27 protein-coding genes and 1 pseudogene are annotated in these 26,256 nt (G+C 72.1%); 12 read left to right on the forward strand and 16 right to left on the reverse strand.

The features are described 5' to 3' along the window. Positions 1–224 precede the first annotated feature (224 nt). Positions 225–548: a hypothetical protein gene (locus tag ACWEOE_RS38175; protein WP_452018033.1), complete on the forward strand. Its 324-nt coding sequence runs from the start codon at positions 225–227 to the stop codon at positions 546–548. Positions 549–561: 13 nt separating this feature from the next. On the opposite strand, the gene ACWEOE_RS38180 is transcribed toward ACWEOE_RS38175, so the two are convergent. Then, the gene (locus tag ACWEOE_RS38180; RefSeq protein ID WP_452018035.1) at positions 562–1,533 is read right to left on the reverse strand and encodes an AraC family transcriptional regulator; all 972 of its coding nucleotides are present in this window, start codon (positions 1,531–1,533) and stop codon (positions 562–564) included. A gap of 21 nt (positions 1,534–1,554) precedes the next feature. Then, positions 1,555–2,658 carry an LLM class flavin-dependent oxidoreductase gene (locus ACWEOE_RS38185; RefSeq protein WP_452018037.1) on the reverse strand — a complete coding sequence of 368 codons (1,104 nt, stop codon included), beginning with the start codon at positions 2,656–2,658 and terminating at the stop codon, positions 1,555–1,557. A gap of 125 nt (positions 2,659–2,783) precedes the next feature. Between ACWEOE_RS38185 and ACWEOE_RS38190 the strand changes: the two genes are divergently transcribed. The 4 genes from ACWEOE_RS38190 (at position 2,784) to ACWEOE_RS38205 (ending at position 5,707) form a co-directional block, all read left to right on the forward strand. After that, positions 2,784–3,113 (forward strand): antibiotic biosynthesis monooxygenase family protein, encoded by a 330-nt coding sequence (locus tag ACWEOE_RS38190; protein ID WP_452018039.1) that lies wholly within the window; start codon positions 2,784–2,786, stop codon positions 3,111–3,113. A gap of 95 nt (positions 3,114–3,208) precedes the next feature. After that, the gene (locus ACWEOE_RS38195) at positions 3,209–3,508 is read left to right on the forward strand and encodes a hypothetical protein (RefSeq protein ID WP_452018041.1); all 300 of its coding nucleotides are present in this window, start codon (positions 3,209–3,211) and stop codon (positions 3,506–3,508) included. A gap of 11 nt (positions 3,509–3,519) precedes the next feature. Continuing rightward, the gene (locus ACWEOE_RS38200; RefSeq protein WP_452018043.1) at positions 3,520–5,154 is read left to right on the forward strand and encodes a phytoene desaturase family protein; all 1,635 of its coding nucleotides are present in this window, start codon (positions 3,520–3,522) and stop codon (positions 5,152–5,154) included. Positions 5,155–5,254: 100 nt separating this feature from the next. Continuing rightward, complete coding sequence (locus ACWEOE_RS38205; protein WP_452018045.1) at positions 5,255–5,707, forward strand: hypothetical protein; 453 nt, start codon at positions 5,255–5,257, stop codon at positions 5,705–5,707. Here ACWEOE_RS38205 and ACWEOE_RS38210 read toward each other — a convergent pair. The 5 genes from ACWEOE_RS38210 to ACWEOE_RS38230 form a co-directional block, all read right to left on the reverse strand. After that, positions 5,704–6,843: a CoA transferase gene (locus ACWEOE_RS38210; protein WP_452018047.1), complete on the reverse strand. Its 1,140-nt coding sequence runs from the start codon at positions 6,841–6,843 to the stop codon at positions 5,704–5,706. The two genes, ACWEOE_RS38205 and ACWEOE_RS38210, sit on opposite strands and share 4 nt — an antisense overlap. After that, positions 6,836–7,651 (reverse strand): enoyl-CoA hydratase/isomerase family protein, encoded by an 816-nt coding sequence (locus ACWEOE_RS38215; protein WP_452018049.1) that lies wholly within the window; start codon positions 7,649–7,651, stop codon positions 6,836–6,838. Before ACWEOE_RS38215 ends, ACWEOE_RS38210 begins: the two co-directional genes overlap by 8 nt. Positions 7,652–7,992: 341 nt before the next feature. Beyond that, positions 7,993–8,157, reverse strand: a complete 165-nt coding sequence (locus ACWEOE_RS38220; protein WP_452018051.1) for a hypothetical protein — start codon at positions 8,155–8,157, stop codon at positions 7,993–7,995. Positions 8,158–8,365: 208 nt separating this feature from the next. Further along, positions 8,366–9,700, reverse strand: coding sequence for an NtaA/DmoA family FMN-dependent monooxygenase (locus ACWEOE_RS38225; RefSeq protein ID WP_452018053.1), 1,335 nt, complete (start codon positions 9,698–9,700; stop codon positions 8,366–8,368). A gap of 11 nt (positions 9,701–9,711) precedes the next feature. Next, on the reverse strand, positions 9,712–10,821 hold the full coding sequence (locus ACWEOE_RS38230; protein WP_452018055.1) for an LLM class flavin-dependent oxidoreductase: 1,110 nt from the start codon (positions 10,819–10,821) through the stop codon (positions 9,712–9,714). A gap of 167 nt (positions 10,822–10,988) precedes the next feature. On the opposite strand from ACWEOE_RS38230, the gene ACWEOE_RS38235 reads away from it, so the two are divergent. Further along, positions 10,989–11,387 carry a DUF302 domain-containing protein gene (locus tag ACWEOE_RS38235; RefSeq protein ID WP_452018057.1) on the forward strand — a complete coding sequence of 133 codons (399 nt, stop codon included), beginning with the start codon at positions 10,989–10,991 and terminating at the stop codon, positions 11,385–11,387. Between the two features lie 77 nt (positions 11,388–11,464). Here ACWEOE_RS38235 and ACWEOE_RS38240 read toward each other — a convergent pair whose 3' ends face one another. The 5 genes from ACWEOE_RS38240 to ACWEOE_RS38260 all read right to left on the reverse strand — a co-directional run bounded on the left by ACWEOE_RS38240 (position 11,465) and on the right by ACWEOE_RS38260 (position 16,836). After that, the gene (locus ACWEOE_RS38240; protein ID WP_452018059.1) at positions 11,465–13,714 is read right to left on the reverse strand and encodes an FUSC family protein; all 2,250 of its coding nucleotides are present in this window, start codon (positions 13,712–13,714) and stop codon (positions 11,465–11,467) included. Between the two features lie 125 nt (positions 13,715–13,839). Continuing rightward, positions 13,840–14,199 (reverse strand): nitroreductase/quinone reductase family protein, encoded by a 360-nt coding sequence (locus ACWEOE_RS38245; RefSeq protein WP_452018061.1) that lies wholly within the window; start codon positions 14,197–14,199, stop codon positions 13,840–13,842. A 201-nt stretch (positions 14,200–14,400) separates the two neighbouring features. After that, on the reverse strand, positions 14,401–15,468 hold the full coding sequence (locus ACWEOE_RS38250) for a 4-oxalomesaconate tautomerase (RefSeq protein ID WP_452018063.1): 1,068 nt from the start codon (positions 15,466–15,468) through the stop codon (positions 14,401–14,403). Next, the gene (locus ACWEOE_RS38255; protein WP_452018065.1) at positions 15,465–16,169 is read right to left on the reverse strand and encodes a 4-carboxy-4-hydroxy-2-oxoadipate aldolase/oxaloacetate decarboxylase; all 705 of its coding nucleotides are present in this window, start codon (positions 16,167–16,169) and stop codon (positions 15,465–15,467) included. The genes ACWEOE_RS38250 and ACWEOE_RS38255 overlap by 4 nt, the downstream gene beginning before the upstream one ends. A gap of 13 nt (positions 16,170–16,182) precedes the next feature. Further along, complete coding sequence (locus tag ACWEOE_RS38260; protein ID WP_452018067.1) at positions 16,183–16,836, reverse strand: GntR family transcriptional regulator; 654 nt, start codon at positions 16,834–16,836, stop codon at positions 16,183–16,185. 159 nt (positions 16,837–16,995) lie between these two features. Between ACWEOE_RS38260 and ACWEOE_RS38265 the strand changes: the two genes are divergently transcribed. From ACWEOE_RS38265 to ACWEOE_RS38285, 5 genes are all read left to right on the forward strand, one after another. Continuing rightward, positions 16,996–18,357 (forward strand): MFS transporter, encoded by a 1,362-nt coding sequence (locus ACWEOE_RS38265; protein ID WP_452018069.1) that lies wholly within the window; start codon positions 16,996–16,998, stop codon positions 18,355–18,357. Between the two features lie 110 nt (positions 18,358–18,467). Next, the gene (locus ACWEOE_RS38270) at positions 18,468–19,361 is read left to right on the forward strand and encodes a DUF1932 domain-containing protein (RefSeq protein ID WP_452018071.1); all 894 of its coding nucleotides are present in this window, start codon (positions 18,468–18,470) and stop codon (positions 19,359–19,361) included. Beyond that, positions 19,358–20,374 carry an amidohydrolase family protein gene (locus ACWEOE_RS38275; RefSeq protein ID WP_452018073.1) on the forward strand — a complete coding sequence of 339 codons (1,017 nt, stop codon included), beginning with the start codon at positions 19,358–19,360 and terminating at the stop codon, positions 20,372–20,374. The genes ACWEOE_RS38270 and ACWEOE_RS38275 overlap by 4 nt, the downstream gene beginning before the upstream one ends. Beyond that, the gene (locus ACWEOE_RS38280; protein WP_452018074.1) at positions 20,371–21,258 is read left to right on the forward strand and encodes an amidohydrolase family protein; all 888 of its coding nucleotides are present in this window, start codon (positions 20,371–20,373) and stop codon (positions 21,256–21,258) included. Before ACWEOE_RS38275 ends, ACWEOE_RS38280 begins: the two co-directional genes overlap by 4 nt. Before the next feature lie 172 nt (positions 21,259–21,430). Beyond that, positions 21,431–21,733, forward strand: coding sequence for a hypothetical protein (locus ACWEOE_RS38285; RefSeq protein ID WP_452018076.1), 303 nt, complete (start codon positions 21,431–21,433; stop codon positions 21,731–21,733). A gap of 23 nt (positions 21,734–21,756) precedes the next feature. On the opposite strand, the gene ACWEOE_RS38290 is transcribed toward ACWEOE_RS38285, so the two are convergent. Both ACWEOE_RS38290 and ACWEOE_RS38295 read right to left on the reverse strand, forming a co-directional pair. Continuing rightward, positions 21,757–22,671: a hypothetical protein gene (locus ACWEOE_RS38290; protein ID WP_452018078.1), complete on the reverse strand. Its 915-nt coding sequence runs from the start codon at positions 22,669–22,671 to the stop codon at positions 21,757–21,759. Positions 22,672–22,932: 261 nt separating this feature from the next. Continuing rightward, positions 22,933–23,964, reverse strand: a complete 1,032-nt coding sequence (locus ACWEOE_RS38295; protein ID WP_452018080.1) for an LLM class flavin-dependent oxidoreductase — start codon at positions 23,962–23,964, stop codon at positions 22,933–22,935. Positions 23,965–24,104: 140 nt separating this feature from the next. Between ACWEOE_RS38295 and ACWEOE_RS38300 the strand changes: the two genes are divergently transcribed. Further along, positions 24,105–25,310 (forward strand): MFS transporter, encoded by a 1,206-nt coding sequence (locus ACWEOE_RS38300; RefSeq protein WP_452018082.1) that lies wholly within the window; start codon positions 24,105–24,107, stop codon positions 25,308–25,310. A gap of 3 nt (positions 25,311–25,313) precedes the next feature. On the opposite strand, the gene ACWEOE_RS38305 is transcribed toward ACWEOE_RS38300, so the two are convergent. Then, on the reverse strand, positions 25,314–25,493 hold the full coding sequence (locus tag ACWEOE_RS38305; RefSeq protein WP_452018139.1) for a hypothetical protein: 180 nt from the start codon (positions 25,491–25,493) through the stop codon (positions 25,314–25,316). Positions 25,494–25,587: 94 nt separating this feature from the next. Further along, positions 25,588–26,193, reverse strand: a pseudogene (locus ACWEOE_RS38310) (LysR family transcriptional regulator); the annotation flags it as partial. Between the last annotated feature and the right edge of the window lie 63 nt (positions 26,194–26,256).

A 26,256-nucleotide genomic window follows, 5' to 3' on the forward strand; every position in this document is an offset into this window, starting at 1 on the left:
CCCCCGGATCATGGGTTCGACTGGGGGCGTTAGTCATGCCGGGTCTGGTGACCACAGCTCCTTGATCAGGAACTACGAAAAAGGTAACGGGGGGGAGCTGGGCCTGCCCTACGCGTTCGCCCACCACCTGGGCGCCCGCCGCGCCGTCGAGGCGCTCGCCGAGTAACGGCGGATCACGGTGTGCCCGACCTTGCTCAGCGTCGCCGTGATCGCAGCGGACACCGATGTGGACGCAGAGTGGCTCGCCGGAGCCGCGCCTGAAGATCCTCAGCCGCCACCACGGTCGGCGGATCCTGTTGCCGGAGCCGGAAACGGCCGCCGCGGGATTGGCCGGCTTGGATCCCGAGGAGATCCTGGCCCGGTGCGCTCACCTGGTGGTGGGTGCGCCGTCGGCCGTGGGGGAGCGGCTGCAGGACCTGCTGGACCGGGCCGGGCCGCACGAGCCGATGATCACCACGCCGGTGTTCGACCACGCGGACCGGCGGCGCTCCTCCGAGCTGGTCGCCGAGATCGCGCGGGGGCTGCGGCCGGTGCACAGCGAGCAGTGACCGTCCACTGTGGTCACCGCGCCCGGCGTGCCGTTTCCGAAGGCAGTTCCCCGAACCGTGCGCGGTAGTCCTGGGCGAAGCGGCTCAGGTGGGTGAACCCGCACGAACTCGCCACCTGCGCGACACTTCCGCCTTCGCCGCCGAGGAGGGTGCGGTGGGCGTGGCCGAGGCGGACGTCGCGCAGCAGCGCCGTCGGGGTCGTGCCGAGGCGGTGGTGGAACCGCGCTTGCAGCTGGCGCGGGCCGAGGCCGGCCACGCGGGCGATGTCCGCCACGGTCAGCGGTTCGGGGTAGTGCTCTTCGAGCCACGCGCGGGCGCGGTCGACCGCGTCGGCCGGTGCGGTGGCGGGACCCGCCAGGAGTTCGGCCGACGACGTGTGGGGGAGCCCGAGCAGGACCGCGGTCAGCAACTGGTCTTCCAGAGCCCGAAGCACGGCCGGTCCGAGGGGCACGCGGGTGTCGGCCAGCGCCAGGCAGGCCGTGCGCCACGCGGAGTCGAGCAGAGCGGGCGGGCCCGCCGCCGGTGCGCTCGGCGGGAGGAACCGCAGCGCGGCGCGCGGCGGGTGCCCCACCAGCGTGCCGAGGTGTTCTTCGACGCGGGTCATGCGTGCCGACAACACGAGCGCGCCGGCGTCGGGATCGGGGCGCATGACCGTGTGTGCGTCGGCAGCGAGGGCGAAGCCGGACGTGAGCACCTCGTCCGTGACGTCCGGCGCCGAAACCCGCATCGGGCCCAGCGGCACGGTGAGCGCTAAGCGGTTGCGGGTGGGGAAGGCGTCCACGGTCACCTGGGCGCCGTAGCGGACCACGACCAGGTTGAGCGCGCCGAGCGCCGCCACGGCGACCGTGCCGTCCGGGCGGCCGCGGCGGACGCCGATCTCGTGCACCACGGTGGCGTCCTGCACCCGGTCGCGCAGGTCGGCCAGCCGGGTGGAGCGCAGCGAAGGCGCGAGCAGCTCGGAGCTTCCCGGATGCGGCACGGTCACCGGCGGCTCCTCTCCGTCGCGTCAGCCGGCGGGGGCCCGGATCCCGCGGGCCTCCAGGCGCGGCAGCACCTCCTGGGCAAAGTAGCCAAGCTCGCCGACGTAGTCCACGAAAGACAGCGTCATCCCGGCGAACCCGGCTTCGTGGAACGCGGCGATGCGGTCCGCGACGTCGTCGGGCGTGCCGATCAGGGGGCAGCTGCCGTGGCCGGCGGCGAAGCGAGCGCGGAACGTCTCCAGCATCTCCGGCGTGAACGACTGGGCGTGCAGCCCCTGCAGCCGCATGAGGTTGTCGACGGCGACCCAGTCGGCGTGCTCGGTGGCGTAGTAGTGCAGGTACTCCTCGGCCTCGGCGCGCGTCGGACGGCAGACGACGTGACCGAGGGTGAACACGCCGGCCTGGCGTGCGTACTCGCGCTTCGCCTGGGCCCGGATCGACTCGACGATCCCGGCACCGTCCTCGGGCCCGCCGACGATGGTGAACGCGACGTCGGCGTTGCGCGCCGCGAAGCCGCGTCCCTGCTTCGACGAGCCGGCGTTGAGCACCGGCAGCGGCCCGTCGTGCGGCTTGGGCATCCCCTCGACGCCTTCGAGCTGGTAAAAGCGTCCGTCGTGGTCGAACCGGCCGTCCTCGGTCCAGATCCGGCGGACGATGTCCCACCACTCCTGGGCGAGTGCGTAACGGGCGTCGTGCTCCGTCGGCAGGTCGGCGCCCAGAGCCCGGTACTCGGGCTCATTCCAGCCGGCGACGATGTTGATCCCCGCACGGCCGGCGCCGACCAGGTCCGCGGTGGCGAGCTGCTTGGCGACCACCACCGGGTGGGTGAAGGCGGTGTGCACGGTGGTGAACACCGTGATCCGCCGGGTGCGGGCGAGCAGCGCCGCCGCCAGCGTGCTCGGGTCGAGCACGCCCTCGTGGAAGTTGGTCTCGCCGCCGTAGCCGATCCAGCGCGCGATGGGCAGCAGGAAGTCGAGCCCGACCTCGTCGGCCAGCTCGGCCAGACGCAGGTTGTCCTCCCAGCTCCCGGACCAGCGCTCGGGAATCTTCGTCACGGCCAGCCCGGACGAGCAGTTGGCCGAGAACAGCCCCAGCTTGAACCCCGAGCCGTCGGCGACGGGCTTGACCATGGCCACTCCTTGGTGGGTGCGCTGCCGATGTGGTGTGTGGAAGTCTCACCCGGCCGCCGCCGCGGGGCCATCCGTTTCGCGCGACGGGCAGCCGGATCGCGCGGGGAGCGCACCAGGAAGACGCATTGCGTACTTGTGACGATCGGCAGCTGCGGATGTTCGAGCGGGCCCGCGAGGTGCCGGGGTTCGTCGCGCTGCACCGGGTCGACGTGCCGGGCGGCCGGGAGCCGGCGATCGCGTACTTCGAGACCGAGGAGCACATGCGGGCCTGGTACGACGATCCCGAGCACCGCGCCGGGGAAACGCTGGGCCGCCGGGAGATCCTGGAGGACTACACGATCGAGATCCTCGAGATGACGCGTTCGTGCACCAAGGCGTCCTCGACGTTCGAGCCGTGCGCCGACGATCAGCGGGCGGCAGAGGAGCTGTTGTCCGGTCTGCGCGCGAAGTCGTAGATCCCGCCGGCCGAAGTCACACCCTCACCTCCGGCCGGTGCGGCAGACTCGGCGGCACGCACCTGCTGCGAGCGGGTCGGAGAGGAGAACACGGCGTGAAGGTCGTCATCAGCGCACAGCGGCGAGCGACGGTGGTCGAGGTCGGGGAGCTGACCTCCCTGTCGGTCGAACGGGCCGAGGACGTGACCGAGGCCGACGTCGACTCGGCGCTGCGGGCGGCCGGCGCGGGCACGGCGGCCGACGGGCACGCCTGGCTCACGGTGGCCTGGTTGCGGGGCGCGGGCCCGGCCGACGATCCACAGTGGACGGAGGCGTTCGGGAAGATGATCGCCTACGCCGCGTCGAAGGGCTGGACCGATCCGCAGCGGCAGTCGGTGCGGGCGCACCTGGCGTGAGGGGGCAGGAGATGCCGGACGCGATCGTGGTCGGCAGCGGCGTCAACGGGCTGGTCGCCGCGGCCGAGCTGGCCGGCGCCGGTTGGTCGGTCACGCTCGTGGAGCGCAACGAGCGGCTCGGCGGGTTCATCGCGAGCGAGGAACGCACGCTGCCGGGTTACCTGCACGACACGTACTCGTCCTGGCATCCGCTGTTCGTCTCCGGTGGCGCGTACGCGGCGCTGGGGGAGGACCTGCACCGGCACGGGCTCGGTTACCGCAACACCGAGGGGCCACTGGTCGCGAGCATCGCCGACGACGGGCGCGTCGTGGTCGCACACCGCGATCCCGAGCGCACGGCGGCGCGGTTCGCGCACGCCGAGGACCGCGGCCGGTACCTGAAGGCGCTGCAGGACTTCCTCGACCACGCCGGCCCGGTCGGCGGGTTGCTGGGCTCGGAGCTGCGGTCCCCCGCGTTGCTGTGCCACGTCGGCGGGCTCGCGCGCGGCCTCGGCCGGGGCGGCACGGAGCGGTGGCTGCGCGACTTCGTGAGCAGCGGCCGGTCGTGGTGCGCGCGGGAGTTCACCGGCACCGAGGTCGACCACCTGTGGATCCCGTGGCTGCTGCACGCCGGCCTCGCGCCCGACCAGGCGTCGGGCGGGTTCCTGGTGCCGGTGCTCGCCGCGACCCTGCACGGCTTCGGCCTGCCCGTGGTCGAGGGTGGGGCCGGGCGGTTCGTCGACGCGTTCCGATCGCTGCTCGAAGAACGCGGGGTGGAGATCCGCACGGGCGCGTCCGTGGAGCGCATCGTCGTCGAGAACGGCCGCGCGACCGGCGTGGTGGCCGGCGGCGAGACCCTGCGCGCCACGCGGGCCGTGGTCGCGTCGGTCACGCCGACGGCGCTCTACGGTTCGTTGCTTCCGGCGGAGTCCGTGCCCGCGGCGGTCGCCGACGAGACCCGCCGCTTCCGCTACGGCCGGGCGGAAATGCAGATCCACGTCGCCCTCTCCGCGCCGGCGGACTGGCGCGACGAGCGGCTGCGGGAGATCCCGCTCGTCCACGTCACCGACGGTTCGGCCAGCACCGGCATCGCTTGTGCCCAAGCCGAAGCCGGCCTGCTGCCCGAACACCCGACGGTCGTGGTCGGCCAGCAGTACCTGCTCGACCCGTCGCGGGTCCCCGCGGGCGCGGGCGCGTTGTGGCTGCAACTGCAGGAAACGCCCTTCGCCCCGTCCGGCGACGCAGCCGGCGAGCTCGACGTCACCGCCGGCTGGACACCCGGCCTCGCCCGCGCTTACGCCGACCGCGTGCTCGACCGCGTCGCCCGCCACGCACCCGGCCTGCGTGACACGGTGCTGGCCGTCGACGTGATCACCCCGCCCGACCTCGCGGCGGCGAACCCGAACGCCGTCGCCGGGGATCCGTACGGCGGATCCGCCGAGCTCGACCAGAGCTTCCTCTGGCGTCCCCTGCCCAGCGCCGCCCACCACCGCACGCCCGTCCCGGGCCTCTGGCACATCGGCGCCTCGACCCACCCGGGCGCCGGCCTCGGCGGCGGCTCGGGCCATCTCGTCGCGCAGAGCCTGGTCGCTCCTTCGCGCATCGAGGCCACGAAGGCGGCGGCCACGTCGTGGCTGAGCCGACTGTGGAGGCCGGCCTCGTCCTGAGGGATGAGGCGGCGCTCGAGGTTCGTCCGCGCGGTCGATCTTCGCCGGTGCGTGATCCGCGAGTGTCGACGCATCCGCACGCGACGGACGGAGAGACCCGATGCTGAAGACGGACTTCATCCCCGAGACACCCGAGGCGCACCGACTGCCGCAGGGCCGGATCGCCGGGCTGCCGGCGTGGTACTTCGTGCTCGTGGGCCTGCTGGCGGCCAGCGGCGACTTCACGGCGCAGTTCCAGGACCGCTACCCCTGGGTGGCGCTGCTGCCGCTCGCGGTGCTCGGCGTCCATGCGGTGCTGTGGTCGACGATGCTCATGCGGCGCCGGCAGCTGCTGCGCGCGATCTGGCGGCGCAAGCAGGCGCTCGGCCTCGTGGCGGCGCTGTTCGTCGCGCGGCTGGTCGTGCAGGTCGTGCTGACGCGGGTGACCGATAGCGTCGCGCCGCTGCACAGCTACACCCACCTGATCCTCGGCATGATGCTGCTGGTGGTCACGACGGTTGCGGCGTGGTTCGACCAGTGGCTCGTGCTGCGCGTGGTGAACAAGGACCGCTAGGCGCCGAAGACCTCCGCGTTGTGCTGGCCGACCGACGGGGCCGGGCTCGGCGCCGCGCGCATGCCGTCGACCAAGACAGGCGACTTCGGCGCCCAGTGCGGGCCGACGCCGGGCTGGTCCAGTGCGGCGAACAGATCCTGCTCGGCCAGCGCCGGATCGCGGCCGACCTCGGCGAACGTGCGGTAGCGCTGCCACAGCACACGGTGGTCGTCGAGAGCCTTCGCGACGTCGGCGAAGGGCGTGGCCTCGAACCAGCGAGCGAGCAGCGTCGAGATGAGATCGCGGTGCTCGAAGCGGGCGGCTTCGCCCGTGAAGCTCAGGCCGAGGGCTTCGCCGAGCGCGGCGAACGCGGCGGTGAGACCCGTGGCGGCGAGCAGTTTCGTCCAGTGCCGTTCGGTCAGCACGACGATCACCACGGCCACGCCGTCGGCCGTGGTGAAGTCTCGACCGTAGGTGCCGTGGATGTCGTTGCCGGACTTGGCCCGGACGTGGTCGGTGACCTGGGCTTCGGCGAGGTACCCGAGATTGCCGGCGGTGGCGAGGGCGACGTCCTCCAGCGCGACGCGCAGCGCGGCCCCTTCGCCGGTGGCGCAGCGGCGTCGCTCGGCGGCGAGCAGGCCGGTCGCGAGGTAGAGGCCGGCGGCGATGTCCCACGCGGGCAGCACGTGGTTGACCGGACCGGGCACGTCGGCCGGCCCGGTCACGAGCGGGAACCCGGTGGCCGCCTGCACCGTGTAGTCCACCGCGGCGCCCCCGTCCCCGCGACCCTCGAGCAGCGCGTGGATCACGTCGGCGCGCCGGGCGGACAGCGCGGCGTAGGTCAGCTCGGGAAACCGGTCGGTGTTGGTGACGACCACACACGGTCCACCGTGGACGACCAGGTCAGCCACCTTCGCACGATCCACTTCGGACGCCCAGTCGACCGTGACCGCGCGCTTGCCCTTGTTGAGCCCGCTCCAGTACAGGCTGGTGCCCGAGTCGGCCAGCGGCCGGCGCGTGCGGTCGGGCGCACCGCCGACGGGTTCGACCCGGACGACGTCAGCGCCCAGCTGCGCCAGGGTCAAGCCGCACAACGGAGTGGCGACGTAGCTGGAGATCTCGACCACCCGCAGTCCGTCGAGCAACGCCTCAGGCATCATCGCGAACCCGCGTGAAGTCCGGCTTGCGGTGCTCCCGGTGCGAGGCGAGACCCTCGCGCACTTCCGGGCCGGCGAAACCGTAGAACTCCAGGGCCAGCGAGGAGTCGAAGATCGCGCCGGCGATCTGCCGGTACCACGCGTTGAGGCTCTGTTTCGTCCACCGGATGGCGTTCGGGGCGCCCAGCGCCAGCTCGCGCGCGAGGTCCCTCGCCGTCGGCAGGAGCTCGTCCTCCTCGTCCACGCACAGCGAGACCAGGCCGATCCGCTCGGCTTCCTCGCCGGTCATCGGCCGGCACGTGAGCAGGTAGTACTTCGCCTTCGCCATCCCGCACAGCAGCGGCCAGCAGATCGCCGCGTGGTCCCCGGCGGCGACCCCCAGCCGCGTATGCCCGTCGACGATTTTCGCCGACTTCGCCACCACCGACACATCCGCGAGCACGCCCGCAACGAGCCCCGCACCGACGGCGGGCCCGTGGATCGCCGAGACGATCGGCTTCGAGCAGTCGATGATGTTGTAGACGAGGTCTCGCGCCTCCCGCATGGTGCGCGAGCGGACCTCGAAGTCGGTGGTCAGCATCTCGACCAGGTCGAACGAGCCGCCGGCGGAGAACCCCTTGCCCTCGCCGCGCAGCAGCACCGCGTTCACGGCCGGGTCGCGATCGAACTCGCGCCACACCTCGGCCAGGTCCCCGTGCGCGCCCTCGCTCACGGCGTTGAGGTTCGGCCCGTCGAGCACCAGCTCGACGACACCGTCCTCGTCCGGGCCATCGACCCTCAGGTGCTCGAAACGCGCGTACCGACTCATCCGGCTCCCTCCTCGGTGACCAGCTGCTCCAGTCTGCCCGACCGAGCACCTCGTCACGCGGCCCGTGGTGGCGCGAGCGCCTGCCGGCTTTGTCCACTAACCAACGCAGGTCCGCTCACCAGGGGGACCACAGCCGGACCCGCAGGGTTTTGTCCACTGACCAACGCAAGTCGGCTCACCAACGGCGACTACAGCCAGGCCCCTCCCGGCACCCCGATCCGAAGCCTCAAAGCACAGCATAGTCTACAAAGGACAACAAGAACGCAACGCCAGAGCTTGCACAAAGCTCACCCACGGAGTGCGGTAAATTCGGGGACGGGGAGTAGCTCGACCAGACGGGATCAGTCCGTCTCCGGCTGCTGCCATTCACGACCAGCGCGCTGCGCGGCAATACGGATCTCGTTACCGGTCTCCCAGCGGCCCTGCACGGGCAGCTCAGCTCGCCGAGGCGCGGGTTCCTCGTCCACGTCCGCTCGAGGGCGGCGCTCCTGTTCGGCCATGGTCATGGCGTCCTCCGTTCTCGTTGCACGACAACGATTCCGGATACCCGCCTTCGCGGCAAGCAAACGCGACACCCCTTCACCCGGACGGTGTGGCACGTGCCCACGCGGAATCGTCAGCAAACACGACCGTCCGCAAAGTTCGCAAGCCGACGACATCGGCAAACAGGAAGTCCTCAGTGGACTACCGCTGAGTTGGCCCAACGACGAGACGTCAAGCCCGGGAAAGTCCCAAGTGGTCCCGCAGCGTCGGCCCGGAGTACTCCGTCCGGAACACGCCGCGGTCCTGCAGCAGGGGCACGACCGTGTCCGCGAACTCGTCGAGCCCACCGGGCGTCACGTGGGGCACGAGGATGAAGCCGTCGGCGGCGTCGTTCTGCACGAGGTCGTCCATGGCCGTCGCGACGGTCGCCGGCGAGCCGATGAAGGTCTGGCGGCCGGTGACCTCGACGACGACCTCGCGCGCGGTGAGCCCCTTGGCTTCGGCGAGCTGACGCCACTCCTGCGCGGTGGCCAGCGGGTCCCGGTACATGCGGACGCTGGCGCGGCCCTTCGAGATGAGGTCGTCGCCCACGGCCGGGTCGAACGACGGCAGCGGGCCGTTCGGGTCGTAGCCGGAGAGGTCGGTGTTCCACAGCTGCTCGAGGAACTTCACGGCCGTCTGCTCGCTGACCTGCTGCAGCCGCACCTCGTGGGCCTTCTCGTGGGCGTCGGCGTCGGTGTCGCCGAGGACGAAGGTCGCGGCGGGGAGGATGACGAGCTCCTCCGGGGTCCGGCCGAACTTGGCGAGGCGGCCCTTCACGTCCCGGTAGAAGGGCTGTCCGGTTTCCAGCGTGCCGTAGCGGCTGAAGATGGCGTCGGCGGTGGCGGCGGCGAACTCGCGGCCCTCCTCGGAGTCGCCGGCCTGGATGGTGACCGGGCGGCCCTGCGGCGCGCGGGGCACGGGGAAGCGGCCCTCGATGGTGAAGTGCCCGTCGTGGTGGGCGAACGCGCCGGCTCCGGCGTCGGACAGGAAGCGGCCGCTCGCCTTGTCCGCGACGACCTCGTCGCCGCGCCACGAGTCGAACAGCTCCCAAGCGGTCCGCAGGAATGTCTCGGCGCGCGAGTACCGCTGGTCCTGCGGCAGGAAGCCGCCGCGGCGGAAGTTTTCGCCGGTGAAGGCGTCCCACGACGTCACGACGTTCCAGGCCGCGCGCCCGGCCGAGAGGTGGTCGAGCGACGCGAACTGCCGGGCCACCTCGAACGGCTCGTTGAACGTGGAGTTGATCGTGCCCGCGAGCCCGATGCGCTCGGTGACGGCGGCCAGTGCCGAGAGCACGGTGAACGTGTCGGGCCGGCCGACCACGTCGAGGTCGTAGATGAGGCCGTTCTGCTCCCGCAGCCGCAGGCCCTCGGCGAGGAAGAAGAAGTCGAACTTGGCGCGCTCGGCCGTCTGGGCGAGCTTCACGAACGAGCTGAACTCGATGTGGCTGCCCGCATCCGGGTCACTCCACACGGTGGTGTTGTTGACACCCGGGAAGTGCGCGGCGAGGTGGATCTGCTTCGGCATCGGGTCCCTCCTCAGGCGGCGTAGCGGTTCGCGGGGCGCGGCAGGCCGAGCAGGCCCCGCAGCGTGGTGGCTTCGTAGTCGTGGCGGAACGCACCGCGCCCGCGCAGCTCGGGCACGAGACCGCGGGTGACGGCGGTGAGGTCGTCGGGCACGGTGCCCGGGCGCAGGCGGAAGCCGGTGAGGCCCGCGGCGTGCCAGTCGAGCAGCAGGTCGGCGAGTTCGCCGGGCGTGCCGGTGAACACGGCGGCGTCGGAGGTGTACTCGGCCCCTGCGACGTCGTCGAGCCGCGCCTTGCGGGCGGCCGCGGCCCCCGGCTCGTCGTCGAGGAACACCACGAGATCCGCGAACACCCGCAGCCGTTCGTCGAGGCCGGCGCGGATCTTCGCGGCCTCGGCCCGGTCGTGCGGCGTCACATAGACGACGTCCGCCGCCTGGTCGGCCAGCCGGTAGGCCTCGTCCGTGTGGGCCAGCGCGGCGACGGGCGGCTGGCCCTGCGGCGGCCGCGGCGTGATCGACGGGCCCTTCACCGAGAACCAGCGGCCCTCGAAGTCGATGTAGTGCAGCTTGTCGCGGTCGACGAACCGGCCGGTGGCCACGTCGCGGATCTCCGCGTCGTCCTCCCAGCTGTCCCACAGCCGCCGCAGCACCTCGACGTAGTCCGCGGCCTCGGCGAACAGGTCGGTGGTCCCGCCCGGCGAGCGTCGCCCGAAGTTGCGGTATTCCGCGTCGTCGCGCGACACCTGCACGCGCACCCCCGCGCGTCCGCCGCTGACGTAGTCGAGCGTCGCGATCGCCTTCGACAGGTGGAACGGCTCGGTGTGGGTGACGACCGCCGTCGGCACCAGCCCGATGCGCGAGGTCAGCGGTGCGACGCGCGACGCGATCAGCACGGCGTCGAGCCGGCCCTGGACCACGTCCGCACGGTCCTCCACCCCGGTGCGCAGGGACAGGAAGTCCTCGAACGTGACGAAGTCCAGCTTCGCCGCTTCGGCCTCCTGAACCAGGTCGGTCCAGTACCCGGCCGTGAGCAGCTCGGCCGGTCGCGCCGCCGGCTCCCGCCACGCCGCCGGGTGCCAGCCCGCCCCTTCCAGAGCGACGGCGAGCAAGGGTCCACCTGCCATGAGACGCGTCCTTCCGCTCGGGCTGCCACTCGCAGTGTGCGCCGGTTCGCGGGGACTCGGCAGCGGCAACCAGCCCTTGGGAAGGCCGGGGTTTTCCCACCCGATCGGGAATAACGCGCCGGGAGTAGCGTCCACCTGGGAATTCGTCGCGGACGAGGGAGACAACGATGGCGGGAGAAGGCCTGGTGACGGTGGCGAGCAGCCGTCCGGTGGGCGAAACGATCGATCGGCTCGTGCAGCTGGCCGAAGGCGCGGGACTGATCGTGTTCGCGCGCATCGACCACGCCGCCAACGCCGAGGCCGCGGGACTGCAGCTGCGGCCGATGCAGCTCCTCGTCTTCGGCCACGGCAAGGGCGGCACCCCGCTGCTGGCCGACGCGCCGACGAGCGGCCTCGACCTGCCGCTCAAGGCCCTGGCCTGGGAGGACGAGCAGGGTGCGGCCCACGTGACCTACAACGACGCCGCGTGGCTCGCCGAGCGGCACCAGGCCGGCGACGGAGTCGCGGGGGTCATCGAGGCACTGGGCAAGGGCCTGTCGACGCTGGTCACGAAGGCGACCGAATAGCGATCGGCGCGCGGGCGCGGTGATCGGGTCCCCCTGATCACCGCGCCCCGGTCCGCGAAACAGACGGACGCTCGACCTCAGCCCAACAACGACGTGTGCCGCGCCGCGGTCGTGACCGGGCCCGACAACGTGGGCTGCAGCCGGCGTGCCGCGTCCAGGTGGTCGGCTGTCCAGATCATCTTCACGGCCGTCGCCGTGCCCTGGTGGTCGTGACCCGAGAGGTCGCGGTGGACGGCGGTGAGCAAGCGGGCGTCGGCGGCCGGGTCGCGCGACTTGACGGGCGGGACGGTGCCGGAGCCCCTGAGGGCGGCGGCGGTGGCCTCGTACCAGTGCGCGACTTCGTCACCCGAGGCGAGCACTTCGGCGCGGGCCGCGGTGCGGTCGCCGCCCGGGCCCCCGGCGTCGCGGCGCCAGAGGTCGAGCACGGCTTCCGCGGTGAGGCGCAGGACTGCGACGGCCGTGATCATCGCGGCGACGTCGGCCAGCGGCACCTGCTTGGGGCCGCGTTCGGTGAGGAAACCGCGGAAGGTGTCGTCGAGGCGCCGGGCCGCGGCGGCGGCGCGCCGGCTCTCCTCACCGGGCTCGGTCGTGGCGGGCACGAGCGCGTCGCAGCGGCTCACGCCGTACTCGACGGCTTCGCGCAGGTAGCGGGCGCTGTCGGCGAGGGCGTCGGCCACCGTGCGCCGCAGCTCGGCCGCGGCGCCGCGCGGCCAGAACACGAACCCGACCACGAGGCTCACGGCGCAGCCGATCGCCACGTCCTCCACCCGCACCAGCCCGAGCTGCAGCCCGGCCGGCTGGATGAGCGTGAACAACAGCAGCAGCACGACCGTGAACCCGGCCTGCCCGGCGGCGAACGAGATCACGGCCGGGGCGAGCCCGGTGAACACCACCGCGATCGGCAGCAGTACCCAGAACACCCTCGGGTCGTGGCCGAGCACCAGGATCAGGCCGCTGCCGACCACGATGCCGGCGACCGTGCCGAGCAGGGCGCGCACGGCGCTCTGCCCGGTGCTCAGCGCGTTGGACCGCAGCACCGCCATCGTCCCGAACGCGACCCAGAACGAGTGCTCCACGCCGGTCAGCCCGGCGACCAGCACGGCCAACCCGAGCGCGATCCCGCCGCGCACGCTGTTGTGCAGGGTCACCGAGTTCCACGCGACGTGCGCGCCCGTGCGTTCCTGCACCGAGGTCCACGCCGAGCCCGTCCCGTCCGGCCGCCGGCCGATCAGGTGCTCCCACCAGCTGCGCCGGCGCGCGGCCACCGTCAGCTCGATGTTCTGCGCGATCGCCGTGATCGCGAAGCTCATTTCCTGCGCGCGGAAACTCGGTTCGAGCGAGGTCACGAACTCCGCCGTGTCCGGCGCCGGCAGAGCCGAGGTCACCGCGACCTCCATCGCCTCGCGCGCCGCGCGCAGCCGGGCGAGTTCGGTCAGCAGGTGGTCGGGCGCCGACGCGGCGGCTTGCAGCAGCCCGGCGCCGTGGTCCAGCAGCACGGCCGCGGCCAGCTTCACCTCCGACACCGCCGCCGTCGTGGCGCCGTGTCCCTCGGCGACGGGCATCCGGGCCAGGATCTCGTCGAGCCACACGACCTCGTCGATGAGGCGCACGAGCGTGCGGGTCGAGGTCGTGAGCCCCGTCGGCCGGTAGGGCGTGCCGAAGAACGAATGCCGGAGCGCGGTGACCGCGGCGCTCGACTCCGCGACGACGTCGTCCACCTCCGCCACCAGGTTCGGCAGGAAACCGCAGCGCACGCACTCGACTTCGGTCCGCAGGCGTTGCGCGAGGAGCGCGCAGGCGCGGGCCGTCGCGATCCGCAGCGGGTTGCGCACCGGCGAGGGCCACAGCACGGCGATGGCGACCATCGACACGACCCCGGCCATCGCCCAGCCGAGCAGCCGGTCGGGCAGCGTCGCGAGCGAGCCGGGCAGCGACGCGGGCAGGATGAACGACACGAGCAGCGAGGTCGTCGCGCTCGCGAGCACCGAACTCACCACCGCGGCGAACAGCACCACGAACGCCACCACCACGGTGGTGGCCGCCGCGAGCCAGACGGTGCGCGACACCAGCGTGCCCAGGGAAATCAGCGCACCACCGGCGAGCACGAGTGCACCCTGGGCGAACACGCGGTCGCGAATCGGACCACCGAAGTCGACGAACAGCAGCAGCGCCACCGAGCCGACGGAGGCGAACAGGCCGGTGACGGCATCGCCGAGCACGAGGTTGCCGACCGCGAACAACGACGGCAGCACGATCGCGGCCCGGCCCGTGCGGCGCAGCGCCGAAAGGTTGTTGTCCCGGCTTTGCAGCCACCCGAGAACCGTCACGGCCGTGCCTCCCACCGGTCCGGGGGCACCCCGCGCCCGCCCGCGAGCATGGTCGGGCAAAACCGACCGTGTCAACTGCCCGAGGTCCACGGCGTGCTGGGGGTGGGTGCGTTACCCGCCCGCGCTCAGTCGAGGTCGACGCGCACCGTCAGCAGGTTGTTGCCCAGCGCCCGCACGCCCGCGCTGTTGAGGCGGGGCAACGACTTCAGCCGTGCCCGCGCGTCGTCCTCGGGCAGCACGTGGGCGGTGCCGCGGTGCCAGCGCCCGCGCAGGCGCACCCGGACCCGCGGGTCGGCCACGAGGTTGCGGACGTACTGCGAGCGAGTGCCGAACTCCGACACCAGCCAGAACTCGGCTCCGCTGCGCCGGCCGCCGATGGGCGTGCGGCGGGGGAGCCCCGACCTGCGGCCCGTGGTCTCCAGCAGCGTCTGACCGGGCAGCCGCGACAGCACGGGGTTGGCGACGCGGCGCTGGAACGTCGTCACGGCCCGGTGCCACCCGCTGCCGCGCCGCGCGGTCACGCGCAACCGCCGCGCGGCCACGCGGCGCGCCGGCCACCGGCCGAACGCGAGAAGTCCACAGTGGACGCACAGGCGAAGGTCACGTGATCCAGATTAGTGCTTGAAGGCCGCGGGTGCACGGTGGTCCCCAGGAGCACCTGGCCGGCACCCCCCGGGGATCATCCGTCAACGCGGGAATACCGTGCCGTCGAACAGCTTGCGCGCCGTGCGCACCACGCCGCTGCGGCGGACGCGCGGCGGGTTCTCGCTGTCGTCGACCTCCACCTCGACCTGCAGGTGGCCGGTCGGGTGCTCGACGTCGATGCGCGACGTGCCGGGCAGCTTCGCCAGCTCGTGCCCGACGGCGCCGGGCAGCAGCAGCGCGGTGGCCACGCTCACGGCCCCGAGCACGCCGATCGACGTGTGCGGTTCGAGCGGGATGAACGTGCGCGTGCAGATCGTGCCGCCGTCGACCGGCGGAGCGACGAGCGTGGTCTTCGGGACCGAGCTGTCGCGCACGTCGCCGAGACCCATCAGCTCGCCCGCCCGCAGCCGCAGCGACTGGATCTTCTCCCGCAGGCCCGCGTCGGCCTTGAGCTGGTCGAGCGTCTCGTAGCCGGTGAGCCCGAAGTCGGCGGCCCGGGCGAGGACGACGGGCATGCCGTTGTCCACACAGGTCACCTCCACACCGTCCACAGTGTCCACGAGCCGGCCGGTTGGGAGCAGGCCGTGGCCCGTGGAGCCCGCGGTGTCGGCGAAGTCGAGCACGACCGGCGCCGCGGTGCCGGGCACGCCCGAGATCGCCGTGTCGCCCGAGTAGTCCACGACACCCCCGGGTGTGGGGAAGCGGGCGACGGCGGTGCTGTCGGAGTTGACCATGCGGATGCGCACGGTCGTCTCACCGTCGCCGGCTGGCACGAGGCCGCGTTCCACCGCGAACGCGCCGACGCCCGCGAGCAGGTTGCCGCAGTTCTGCCGGTCGGTCACGGTCGCTTCGGCCACGCCGAGCTGCAGGAACAGGTAGTCGACGTCGGCGTCGGGTGAGGTGCTCGGCGAGATGACCGCCACCTTGCTGGTGAGCGGGTGGGCGCCGCCGATGCCATCGATCTGGCGCGGGTCCGGGCTGCCCATGACGCGCAGCAGCAGGTCGTCGCGCTCGCCCGGGTCGGCGGGCAGGTCCTCGGCGCGGAAGTACGCGCCCTTCGACGTGCCGCCGCGCATCAGCAGACAGGGCACCCCGGAGGAGGAGGTCACGCCTGCTCCTTCGCGTACTCCTCGGCGGTCACCCACCGCACACCCAGCGAAGTGAGCTTCTCGCGCAGCCCGTAGCGGTCGAGCCCCAGCTCGCCGCCGGCGAGCGCCGTCCGCGTCGCCTCTTCCTTGGCCAGGCGCGCCTTCGACGCGGCGATGCCCCGCTCGACGTCGGCCTGCGCGACCCGCAGCACGCCGTCGTCGTCGGCGAGGATCACGTCGCCGGCGTGGATGGTCTGCCCGCCGACGGTCACCGGCACGTTGACGGAACCGGCCGTCGCCTTCACGGTGCCCTGCGCGCTGATCGCCCGCGACCACACCGGGAAGCCCATCTCCTTCAGCTCGGCCACGTCACGCACGCCCGCGTCGATCACGAGGCCCCGCACGCCGCGCGACACCAGCGAGGTGGCGAGCAGCTCGCCGAACATCCCGTCCGTCGACGGGGAAGCGGTGGTGACCACGAGGATGTCGCCCGGCCGGCACTGCTCGACGGCGGCGTGGATCATCATGTTGTCGCCGGGCCAGCACAGCGCCGTCACGGCCGAACCGCCGATGCGCGAGCCGCGGTGCAGCGGGCGGTGCTCGGTGCCGACGTAGCCCACGCGCCCCAGCGCCTCGTGCACCGTGGCGACCCCGAAGCCGGCCAGCTCGTCGATCTTGTCGCCGGGCGCCCGGGGGACGTCGGTCACCACCACGTTGTTCATTCAGCCTGCTCCATCAGTTGTCGGTCTCGCGCAGCGCGGTGATCACGCTGCGCAGGTGCGCCCGGGCCGCCTGCTCGGCGGCGTCGGGGTCACGGCGGGCGATCGCGTCGATGATCGCCAGGTGCTCGGGCAGCGACACGTGCGGCCGGCCCGCCCGCATGGCGAGCCGGAACTGGTGGCGGACGATCTGGCCGTGCAGCCGCTCCAGCAGCTCCGCGGCCACGGACTGGCCCGCGATCTCGCGCACCGTGCGGTGCAGCTCGCGGTTCAGCTCGGAGTACTTCATCGACTCGCCCTCGTCGACGGCGGCCTGCAGCCGCTTCGCCAGCTCGCGCAGCGAGTCGATCTCGTCGTCGGTCACCTTCTCGGCCGCCTTGGCCGCGCACAGGCCTTCGAGCACCATGCGGCACTCGGTGATGGCCACGGCCTCCTCGATCGACACCACCCGCACCCGGGCCCCGCGGTGCGGAATACGCTCGACCAGGCCTTCCGCGGTCAGGTCGATCAGGGCGGCCCGCATGCTCGCGCGCGTGACGCCGAAGGTTTCGGCCAGCTCGGCTTCCACCAGGCGCTGCCCCGGGACGACGTCGCCCGCCAGAAGGGCGGCCCGCAGCGCATCGAGCGCGGCGTGCTTGCCGACCTCCCCTTCCTTCGGCGTGGTGGGCATCCCGGCTCCTCTCTTCGATGGATGACGCTAAGCATCCCATACGAGATTGTCAACAATTTCGTAGACGACTCTTGTGACGATCTGGGTCCACGAGTTACGTTCCCCCGGACCACTCCGGCCGCGAAGACGCGCCCGGCACGACAGGAGATGATCACGACGATGACCGGACCGGCCACGTCACCGCCCGCCGCCTCGGGGGCCAGGACTTCGACCCGCAACGCCGTCATCGGCGCATCCTTCGGCTTCTTCGTCGACATGTTCGACGTGTACCTGCCGGTGGTGGCGCTGACGCCCGCGATGAACTACTTCCTCCCGCCCTCCGTTTCCGCGGGCAGCCGGGCCGTGATCACGTCGCTGATCTTCGTGGCCACCCTGATCGGGCGGCCGCTCGGCTCGATGATCTTCGGCCGCCTGGCCGACAAGGTCGGGCGCCGCCGCGTGACGCTGTGGTCTATCACCGGCTGCGGCATCTGCACGCTGCTCATCGCGCTGCTGCCCGGTTACCACGCCGTGGGCCTGCTCGGTGTGGTGCTGATGGTGGTGCTGCGCCTGGTCGACGGCGTGTTCCTCGGCGGTGAGTACACCGGCGCCACCCCGCTCGCCATGGAGGCGGCCCCGACCGGCAAGCGCGGTTGGTACGGCGGTCTCGTGGGCATGGGCTTCCCGATCTCGTACTGCGCCATTTCGCTGGTGACGTTCGTGATGCTGAAGATCGCGCCCTCGGGTGGCGTGAACTCCGCCTACTCGCAGTGGGGCTGGCGCGTGCCGTTCATCGTGGGCGCGCTGCTGTGCGCGGTGTTCTGCGTGTACTTCTCGCGCACCGTCGAGGAGTCCGAGACGTGGAAGTCGGCGAAGAAGTCGCGCACGCCGATCCGCGACGTGCTCGTGGGTTCCTCGCGCAAGCAGTTCCTCCAGGTGTTCGTGATCATGAGCGGCATCTGGTTCGCCTCGAACCTCGCTTCGGGCCTGCTGCCCAGCGCGCTGCAGTACCAGGCGCACGTGTCGGCGCAGCAGGTCACGGCCGCGCTCGTGATCGTGCAGGCGATCCACTCCGTGCTGTTCCCGTTCCTGGGGGCGCTGTCGGAGAAGATCGGCCGGCGCAAGTTCCTCGCGTGGTCCGGTATCGGCATCGGCGTGGTCTGTGCCGCGGCGTTCGCCACGATCAGCTTCGGCTGGTGGTCGGGCTTCGGCGCGGTCCTGCTGCTCACGTTCGTGATCCGCATCTCGGGCGGCAGCACGTTCGCCGTCACGCCGTCGTACCTGTGCGAGCGGTTCCCGCCCGCCGTGCGCGGCAGCGGCTTCGGTCTCGGCTACAGCATGCCGCTGATCCTGACCTCGTTCTACGCCTACTACCAGGACTGGCTCGGACACATCATGCCCTCGGGTCTCACCGCCGCGGCGCTGCTCGTGCTCGGTGGCGCGCTGGTGTTCGTCGGCTCGCTGATCGGCCCGGAGACCAAGGACGTGGACCTCGGCGTCGCGACGGCGGGCCAGCCGCAGCCGAAGGCGGTCACCGCGTGACGCCCGCCGACGTTCGTACTCCCGCGGAGGCGGCATGAGTACCGCCGACGTTCGTACTCCCGCGGAGGCGGCATGAGTACCGCCGACGTACCTACTCGCGCGGAGGTGAAATGACCACCGTTGCTCTGCTGGGCCTCGGTGAGGTGGGTTCCGTGCTGGCGGAAGACCTGACCGGGGTGACGCTCACGGCGTGGGACGTGGCGCTGGCCGATCCGGCGAGCGCCGCCGCGCGCAACGCCGCCCGGTTCGGGCTGGCGTCCGCCGTGGACGCTCACGACGCCGTCCGCGAGGCCGATCTGGTGATCAGCGCCGTGACCGCGGCCAACGACCTCACGGCCGCGAGGTCCGTGGCTGCCGGGCTGCCCACCGGCTGCTGGTTCCTCGACCTCAACTCGGCCGCGCCGGGCCAGAAGCAGGCCGCGGCCGAGGTGATCGAGGCCGCCGGCGGCCGGTACGTCGAGTCCGCCGTGATGTCGCCGATCCACCCCAAGCGGCTCGCCGCGCCGATGCTGCTCGGCGGGCCGCACGCCGCGGAGTTCGCGGAGTTCGCGCGGCCGCTCGGGTTCACCGGGATGGAGGTCTACGCCGACGTCGTGGGCCGCGCGGCCGCCACGAAGCTGTGCCGCTCCGTGGTGATCAAGGGCGTGGAGGCACTGCTCGCCGAGTCGTTGCTGGCCGCCCGCGAGTGGGGCGTCGAGGGGCGCGTGCTCGGCTCCCTGTCGAACCTCCTGCCCGCCGACGACTGGGAACAGCTCGCCGCGTACATGATCTCGCGCTCGCTGGAACACGGCGTCCGCCGCGCCGAGGAGCTGCGGGAAGCCGCGGTGACGGTGGCCGAGACGGGTGTCGAGCCCGTGATGGCCGAGGCCATCGCGCGCCGCCAGGACTGGGCGGCCGCGCACCGGCCCGCGGACCTGGGGGAGCTGGAGACCCGGCTGCTGCCGCTGCTCGACGCGGTCCGCACGCGAATGTCCGAAGAAGACCGGAAAGGCGACACCGAGTGATCATCGACTGTCACGGCCACTACACGACCGTGCCCGCGGCCCACACGAGCTGGCGGGACGCGCAGCGCGCCGCGTTCGACGCGGGCACCACAGCCCCCGCCTACCCGGCGATCGGCGACGACGAGCTGCGCGAATCCGTGCAGGGTCAGCTGAAGCTGATGGCCGACCGCGGCGTCGACCTCACCGTGTTCTCGCCGCGTGCCTCGGCCATGGGGCACCACATCGGTGACGAAGCCGTGAGCACCGAGTGGGCGCGGGTGAACAACGACCTCGTGCACCGCGTGACCGAGCTGTACCCGGACAAGTTCATCGGCGTCTGCCAGCTGCCGCAGTCGCCGGGCGTGCCGGTGGCGCACTCGGTGGCGGAACTGCGCCGCTGCGTGGAAGAGCTCGGGTTCGTGGGCTGCAACCTCAACCCCGATCCGAGCGGCGGGCACTGGACCGCGCCGCCGCTCACGGACAAGAGCTGGTACCCGTTCTACGAGGCCATGGTCGAGCTCGACGTGCCCGCCATGGTGCACGTCTCCGCCTCGGACAACCCGAGCTTCCACGCCACGGGCGCGCACTACCTCAACGCCGACACCACGGCGTTCATGCAGTTCCTGCAGTCGGACCTGTTCACCGACTTCCCGGGCCTGCGCTTCGTGATCCCGCACGGCGGGGGCGCGGTGCCCTACCACTGGGGCCGCTACCGCGGGCTCGCCGACATGCTCGGCCGTCCGGAGCCGGACGAAGGTGTCATGCCGAACGTCTTCTTCGACACCTGCGTGTACCACCAGCCGGGCATCAACCTGCTGTTCGACGTGATCAACGTGGACAACGTGCTGTTCGGCTCGGAGATGGTCGGCGCCGTGCGGGGCATCGACCCGCGTACCGGCCACCACTTCGACGACACGCGCCGCTACGTCGACGCCCTCGGATTGTCCGCAGAGGACAAGACCAAGGTGTACGAGGGCAACGTGCGCCGTGTCTACCCGCGCCTGGACCAGGCGCTGAAGGCGAGGCTCGGGTGAGCGCGTTCACGGCCGACCCCGGCTGGCTCTCCTACGACCCGGACCCGACGAAGCCGGCCTTCGTGCTGCCGCCGGGCACCGTCGACGTGCACACGCACGTGTTCGGCCCCGGCGACGAGTTCCCGTACGCGCCGGAACGCAAGTACACGCCGACCGACGCCGGCAAGGACAAGCTGTTCGCCCTGCGCGACTTCCTCGGCATCGACCGCCAGGTGATCGTGCAGGCGACCTGCCACGGCGCCGACAACAGCGCGCTGGTCGACGCGCTCGCCGCGGCGGGCGAGCGCGCCCGCGGCATCGCGACGATCCGCGGCACCGAGTCCGACGAAGAACTCGCCCGCCTGCACGCGGCCGGGGTGCGCGGCATCCGGCTCAACTTCGTCCGCCGGCTCGTGGACCCGAAGCCCGACGCGTACTACCACGACCTCGTGGCGCGGATCGCGCCGCTGGGCTGGCACATCGTGGTGTACTTCGAAGCCGCGGACCTCGAGGCGAAGTGGGACCTGTTCACCTCGCTGCCGACCACGGTCGTGGTGGACCACATGGGGCGCCCGGACGTGACGAAACCCGTCGACGGCCCGGAGTTCGGCCGGTTCCGCACTCTGCTGCGCGACCACTCGAACTTCCTGGTCAAGGTCACCGGCCCCGAACGGCTCACCGTCGCCGGCCCACCGTACGACGACGTGGTGCCGTTCGGCCGCGCGCTCGTGGAGGAGTTCCCAGACCGCGTCGTGTGGGGCACCGACTGGCCCCACCCCAACATGAAGAGCCACATGCCCGACGACGGCACGCTGGTCGACTTCGTGCCCCGCATCGCACCGACAGCGGAGGCCCGCCAGAAGCTCCTGGTGGACAACGCGATGCGGCTGTACTGGGCTGATTGAGTGCGGCTGACTGAGTGCGGCTGAGCAAATGCCCGGGCCGGTTCGTCCGATGTGGACGGACCGGTCCGGCTTCATTCGGCCCGTCCGGCCGGCCTTCGAAGGATTTCGCACACCGCGACGGTGGCCACCGCGGAGGGTTGGTCGAGCGCCTCGCTAGCCGGGCTCGGCGTCCGTGGATGACGAGCCACGGCCGGGGGGAGCCTGGCGTGTTCCGCCGCTGATTCCGCCGGCGGCGCACCACGGCCTGCACCGCGCCGGCCGCGGCGGTCACCACGGTCGTCGCGGTGACCGCGATGCGAACGGGCCCGCCCGGGCCGAGCGCGCAGGTGATGATCGCCGCTGCCGCGACCAGCAGCGCGGCGGCGCACAGCGAGCAGGTCAAGACGAGCTCGCGGGCGCGGCGGGTGCGTTCGTCGTCGGTGAGGATGCGGTCGAGCAACTGGAGAAAGGTGAGGTTGACATCGCTCTGGTCTGATTGGTCGGCTTCCGGCGCGAGGGTCATCGGTCTGCCTCGGCCGGACCGAGTGTGCGCAGGGCGAGCGCGGCCGGCTCACCCTGCGCGCGCAGCCGGCCGACGAACCGGTCGGGCGTGGGGCTGCGGTCGACGATCTTCGCGAACGTCGTCGTCGGCCGGACGGGGCCGCGGTCGACGTCGAGCTCGAGGCTGTCGCGGATCATGCCGGCGACCGGGTGGCACAGGTCCGCCACGAGCGAGCACAACGTCGGCCCACGGTCGAGTTCAAGGTGGAGCATGGTTCCGCCCAGGCCGCTCCACACATCGAGCGAGCAGTCGCCGGCGACCAGCCCGATCCGGCGCAGGAGCGCACTGCCCAGCGCGACCGGCCCGCAGTGCTGCCAGTGGAAGTCGTAACCTTGCCGTTCGCCCGAGCTGAGCTTCGGCGAGTGCGCCAGCAGGGGGTCGACGCACCGGCCGCCGTACACGGTGGGCTGGATGCGCCGCCAGATCCGGTCCCAGGTCTTCTCGGTCAGCCGGGGCACGACGACGCGGCTCGGTGTCGGCCGGCCGTCCACGTCGAGGAGGCACAGCCGGAGGTTCCCGTGCTCGAAATCGATGCGCAGCCCGGGTACCCCGTCCCGCCCCTCGTGTGGTTCGAGCGGGGCGAGCAGGGCGCGAAAGAAGCCGGTGGCCGCGCTGTCCCCGAGACGGAGGATCAGTGCCTCGTGGCGGGGGCTCACCTTGCTGATCACCCCGGGCCGACCTGCGTACCGAACCGACAGCAGGAGCGAGGTCTCCAGAACCGACTGGTGGAGCGAATGCGCCGCGGGAATGGCTGCGTCCTGCTCGGTTTTCGCCTCGGAGAGGTCGGCGATGATGGCTTTGTGCGCTTCCTGGTGGGTTTCGCCGGTGTAGCGGCGGCGCAGGAGTGCGAGTTCGGGGACCGCGGTGTGCACGGCAGTGTCCTTCCGTCGTCGCCGCCCGGCTCGGCGCGGAGGGATCCGGCCATGGTTGGACTGGTACCCGTGGGAGGTGGTCGGTGCTGTTCGGTGGTTCGGTCGCCCGGTAGCCGGGAGGGCGACACCAGCTGTGCCCGCACGTTGCGTGGGGCAGCGTAGCCGAAGGTGACCGGGAGACGTCGCGAAAATCCGAATCGATTCACCCCCGACCAGTGCAAACAGGGCCGAGGATCACTCGGACGAGCTACACCAGGTGGGTCAGGCCGCCGGTTGCCAGCCCAGTTCCGGGCCCAGCTTCAGTGCGATATCAGTCAGGATCTGCACGTAGTCCTCGTGCTCGAAGGTGAACGGCAACGCGAACGCCACCTCCGAGACCTCCCGGAACCCGGCATCCGCGTACAGCCGCTCGGCGATCTGCGCCGAGGTGCCCACCAGGTCCTCCGCGAAGGTCATGCGGGCCGGTCCGTGCGCCTTGCCGACGCGGGGCCTGCGGGAAGAGGCATAAGCGTCGTACTTCGCGCGTTGCTCCGGCGTCGCGCTGTCGGTCGGGATGACGACCAGGCCCTGCGACACGCGAGCGGCGGCGCCGAGGGGGTGGTGGGCGCGGAACTCGCGGATCTGGGCGGCCTGGATGGCGGCGAAGTCGATTTCCGTGGCGTCGGGGTCCTCGACGCGCACGACACTGCTGGCCAGCAGGTTCATGCGGTGCTCCCCGGCCCACCGGGCCGAGCGGGTACCCGCGCCGCCGTACCAGAGCCGGTCGGCGAGGCCGGCGGAGTGGGGCTGGACGCGGGGTGAGTAGACCTCGATGCCTTCCGTTCCGCTGAAGTCGGTGGCTTCCTCGCCGCGGATGAAGGACAGGAGGCGTTCCACGCGGCGGTAGCTGAAGTCCTCGGCGGCCGCGGTGTCCGGGTACAGCGCGGGGGCGAGGTGGTCGTAGTGACGCGGTTCGCCGACGCTCAGGCCGGGGTTGAGGCGGCCGCGGGACAGGACGTCGACCGTGGCGAGGTCTTCGGCCAGGCGCAGCGGGTTCTCCCAGCCGAGCGGGGTCACGGCGGTGCCGAGCTCGATGCGGCTCGTGCGCTGCGTGGCCGCCGCCAGCACGGCGACGGGCGAGGAGATCCCGAACTGCAGGTGCCGGTGGCGCACCCAGGCACTGTCGAAACCGAGCTGCTCGCCCAGCTCGATGACCCGCAGGGTCGACTCGTGGCCGGCTGCCGGGTCGTCTTCGTCGAAGAGCCCGATGGTGAGGAAACCCAGCTTGCGCAACGGTTCCGAGGTGTTCGGCACGGCGGTCCTCCTGGCTCCGGGTCCCGGCAAGGACAACCTGGGCTCCGCGGGAATTGTTCCGGGTGTGGCCTGGACCACGCCGGCACGGCCACGTTTGGCCGGAGGGAAAACCGGTTGACGCCGATTCCATACTCGCCGGTATGGGGTCGTGGGGGCGGTTGCAGGTGGTCGCGGTGTTCGGCTCGACCGGGGAAGGGCTGGTGCTGGCGGCGATCCCGCTGCTGGCCGTGTCGATCACAACCGATCCACGCGCCATCTCACTGGTCACGGTGGCGGGGCAGGCGCCGTGGCTGGCGTTGTCGTTGTTCGCCGGCGTGGTGATCGACCGGGTGCGGCGCACGGCGGTGGTGGCGGGGGCGTACGCGGTGCTCACGGCGGCCGTCGTGACGCTCGGGGTGGCCGGGTCCCTGCACGCGCTGAGCCTGCCGCTGGTGGCGGTGGTGGCCTTCGTGGTCACCACGGCGCAGGTGTTCGGCGACGGCGCCAGCGGAGCGCTCGTCCCGGAGGTCGTGGAACCGGAACGCCTGGCGGCGGCCAACGCACGCCTGCAGGTGATCGACCGCGGGCTGGTGCAGTTCGTCGTCCCGCCGGTGACGGGCGTGCTTCTCGGCCTCGGCGCGGGCGTGCCGGCGTGGGCCGCCGCCGCGGCCGCTGTCGGGGCTTTCCTGCTGGTGCGGGGCATTCCGGCGGCATCGCCGGTGAAATCGACGGCCCACCCGATGCGCGACATCGGCGAAGGCCTGCGCTACCTGGTGGGTTCACCGCTGCTGCGGGCGATCACGACTTCCGTCGCCCTCGGGTCCTTCGCGGCCAGCGCCGGCAACGCGATGCTCGTCCTCTTCGCGACGCAGGAGCTGCACCTCGGCCCGGTCGGCTACGGCGGCCTGCTGGCGTGCCTGGCCGTCGGCTGGGTGGCGTCGTCGTTCGTGGTCGACCGCGTGGTGCGCCGGCTGGGCTACTCGTGGTCCATGCGCCTGGCCCAGAGCAGCGGTGTGGTGGCACTGCTGGCGATCGCGGTGGTCCCGCCGTGGCCGCCGCTCGTGGGGCTGGTGCTCGTGTTCCTGACGGCCGGCACGCTCGTGTGGAACGTCTGCTCCCAGTCCTCGCGCCAGCGCTTCACGCCGTCATCGCTGCTCGGCCGCGTGCTGACCAGCCACCGGGCCCTCGCCTGGGGCCTGACGCCGCTGGGCGCCCTCGCGGGTGGGTTCGTCGCCGCGCACATCGGGTTACGGGCGGTATGGGTGATGAGCGCGGTGATCCAGCTCGCCGCCGCCCTGGTGGTGTGGTGGCAGCTCTCGCCGGCCGCCTTCCGGGAGGCCGAGCTGGCGGCAGCCCGGACCGCCTGACCCTCACAGCAAGCTCAGCACCAGCGCCAACGGCGGCCACGCGGCCCGCCCCCGGCGGGTGGCCGTGAACGCGCGCAGCCGCACGTCCGGACCGGTCAACGGCAGCAGCGCCACTTCCGGCCGGGTCGGGCGCGCCACCGGGAGCAGGCCGACCCCGGGACCCGCGACGATCAGGTCCTCCACCAGGTCCAGGCTGTCGGCCAGGTGGGTGACACGGGGGGGTGAACCCGGCCATCGACGCGAGGGTGCGCAGCACGTCCTCGTCGGCGCGGTTGCGGGAGTTGCCGATCCAGTCGTGGTCGGAGAACGCGTCGAACACGGCGAGCGTGCCGGCGCCGGTCACGCGCCCCGCGTCGGCCGCCGGCACGCCCAGGCCCCACGGCGCGGTCCACAGAGGACGGACGTCGACCGAGCGGTCGGTGGTGGCGGGGGCGAGGTCGTAGTCGTAGATCAAGGCCAGGTCGACGTCGTCGGCGAGGAGCTGCGCCACGGCCTCGGCCGGTTCGTACTCGCTGATCACCAGCCGCACGCGGGGGTGCGCCCGCGCCAGGCGGTCCGCGACCGGCAGGACCGAGCGCCGGATCGCCGTCGCGAAGCCCGCCACGCGCACGGTGCCCGCGGGCTCGGCGTGGGGGTCGAGGTCGGCCCGCGCGGTCTCCACCGCGGCCAGGATGGTCACGGCGTGCTCGGCCAGCCGCTGCCCGGCCGGGGTCAGGCGGACGCGGCGGCCGGCGGGTTCGAGCAGCGGCGCGCCGGTCTCGCGAGCGAGGGCGGCGATCTGCTGCGACACCGTCGAGGTGGTGGTGTCGAGCACATCCGCGACGGCCCGCATCGAGCCGAGCCGCGACAGCTCGAGGAGGAACTGCAGCCTGCGGGTGTCCATGAGCCGATTGTCCAGGACTCCTGGACAGTACGTTCACGATCGGCACGTGGACACGAACGGTGT

The organism is Amycolatopsis sp. NPDC004368 (genome assembly GCF_053602515.1).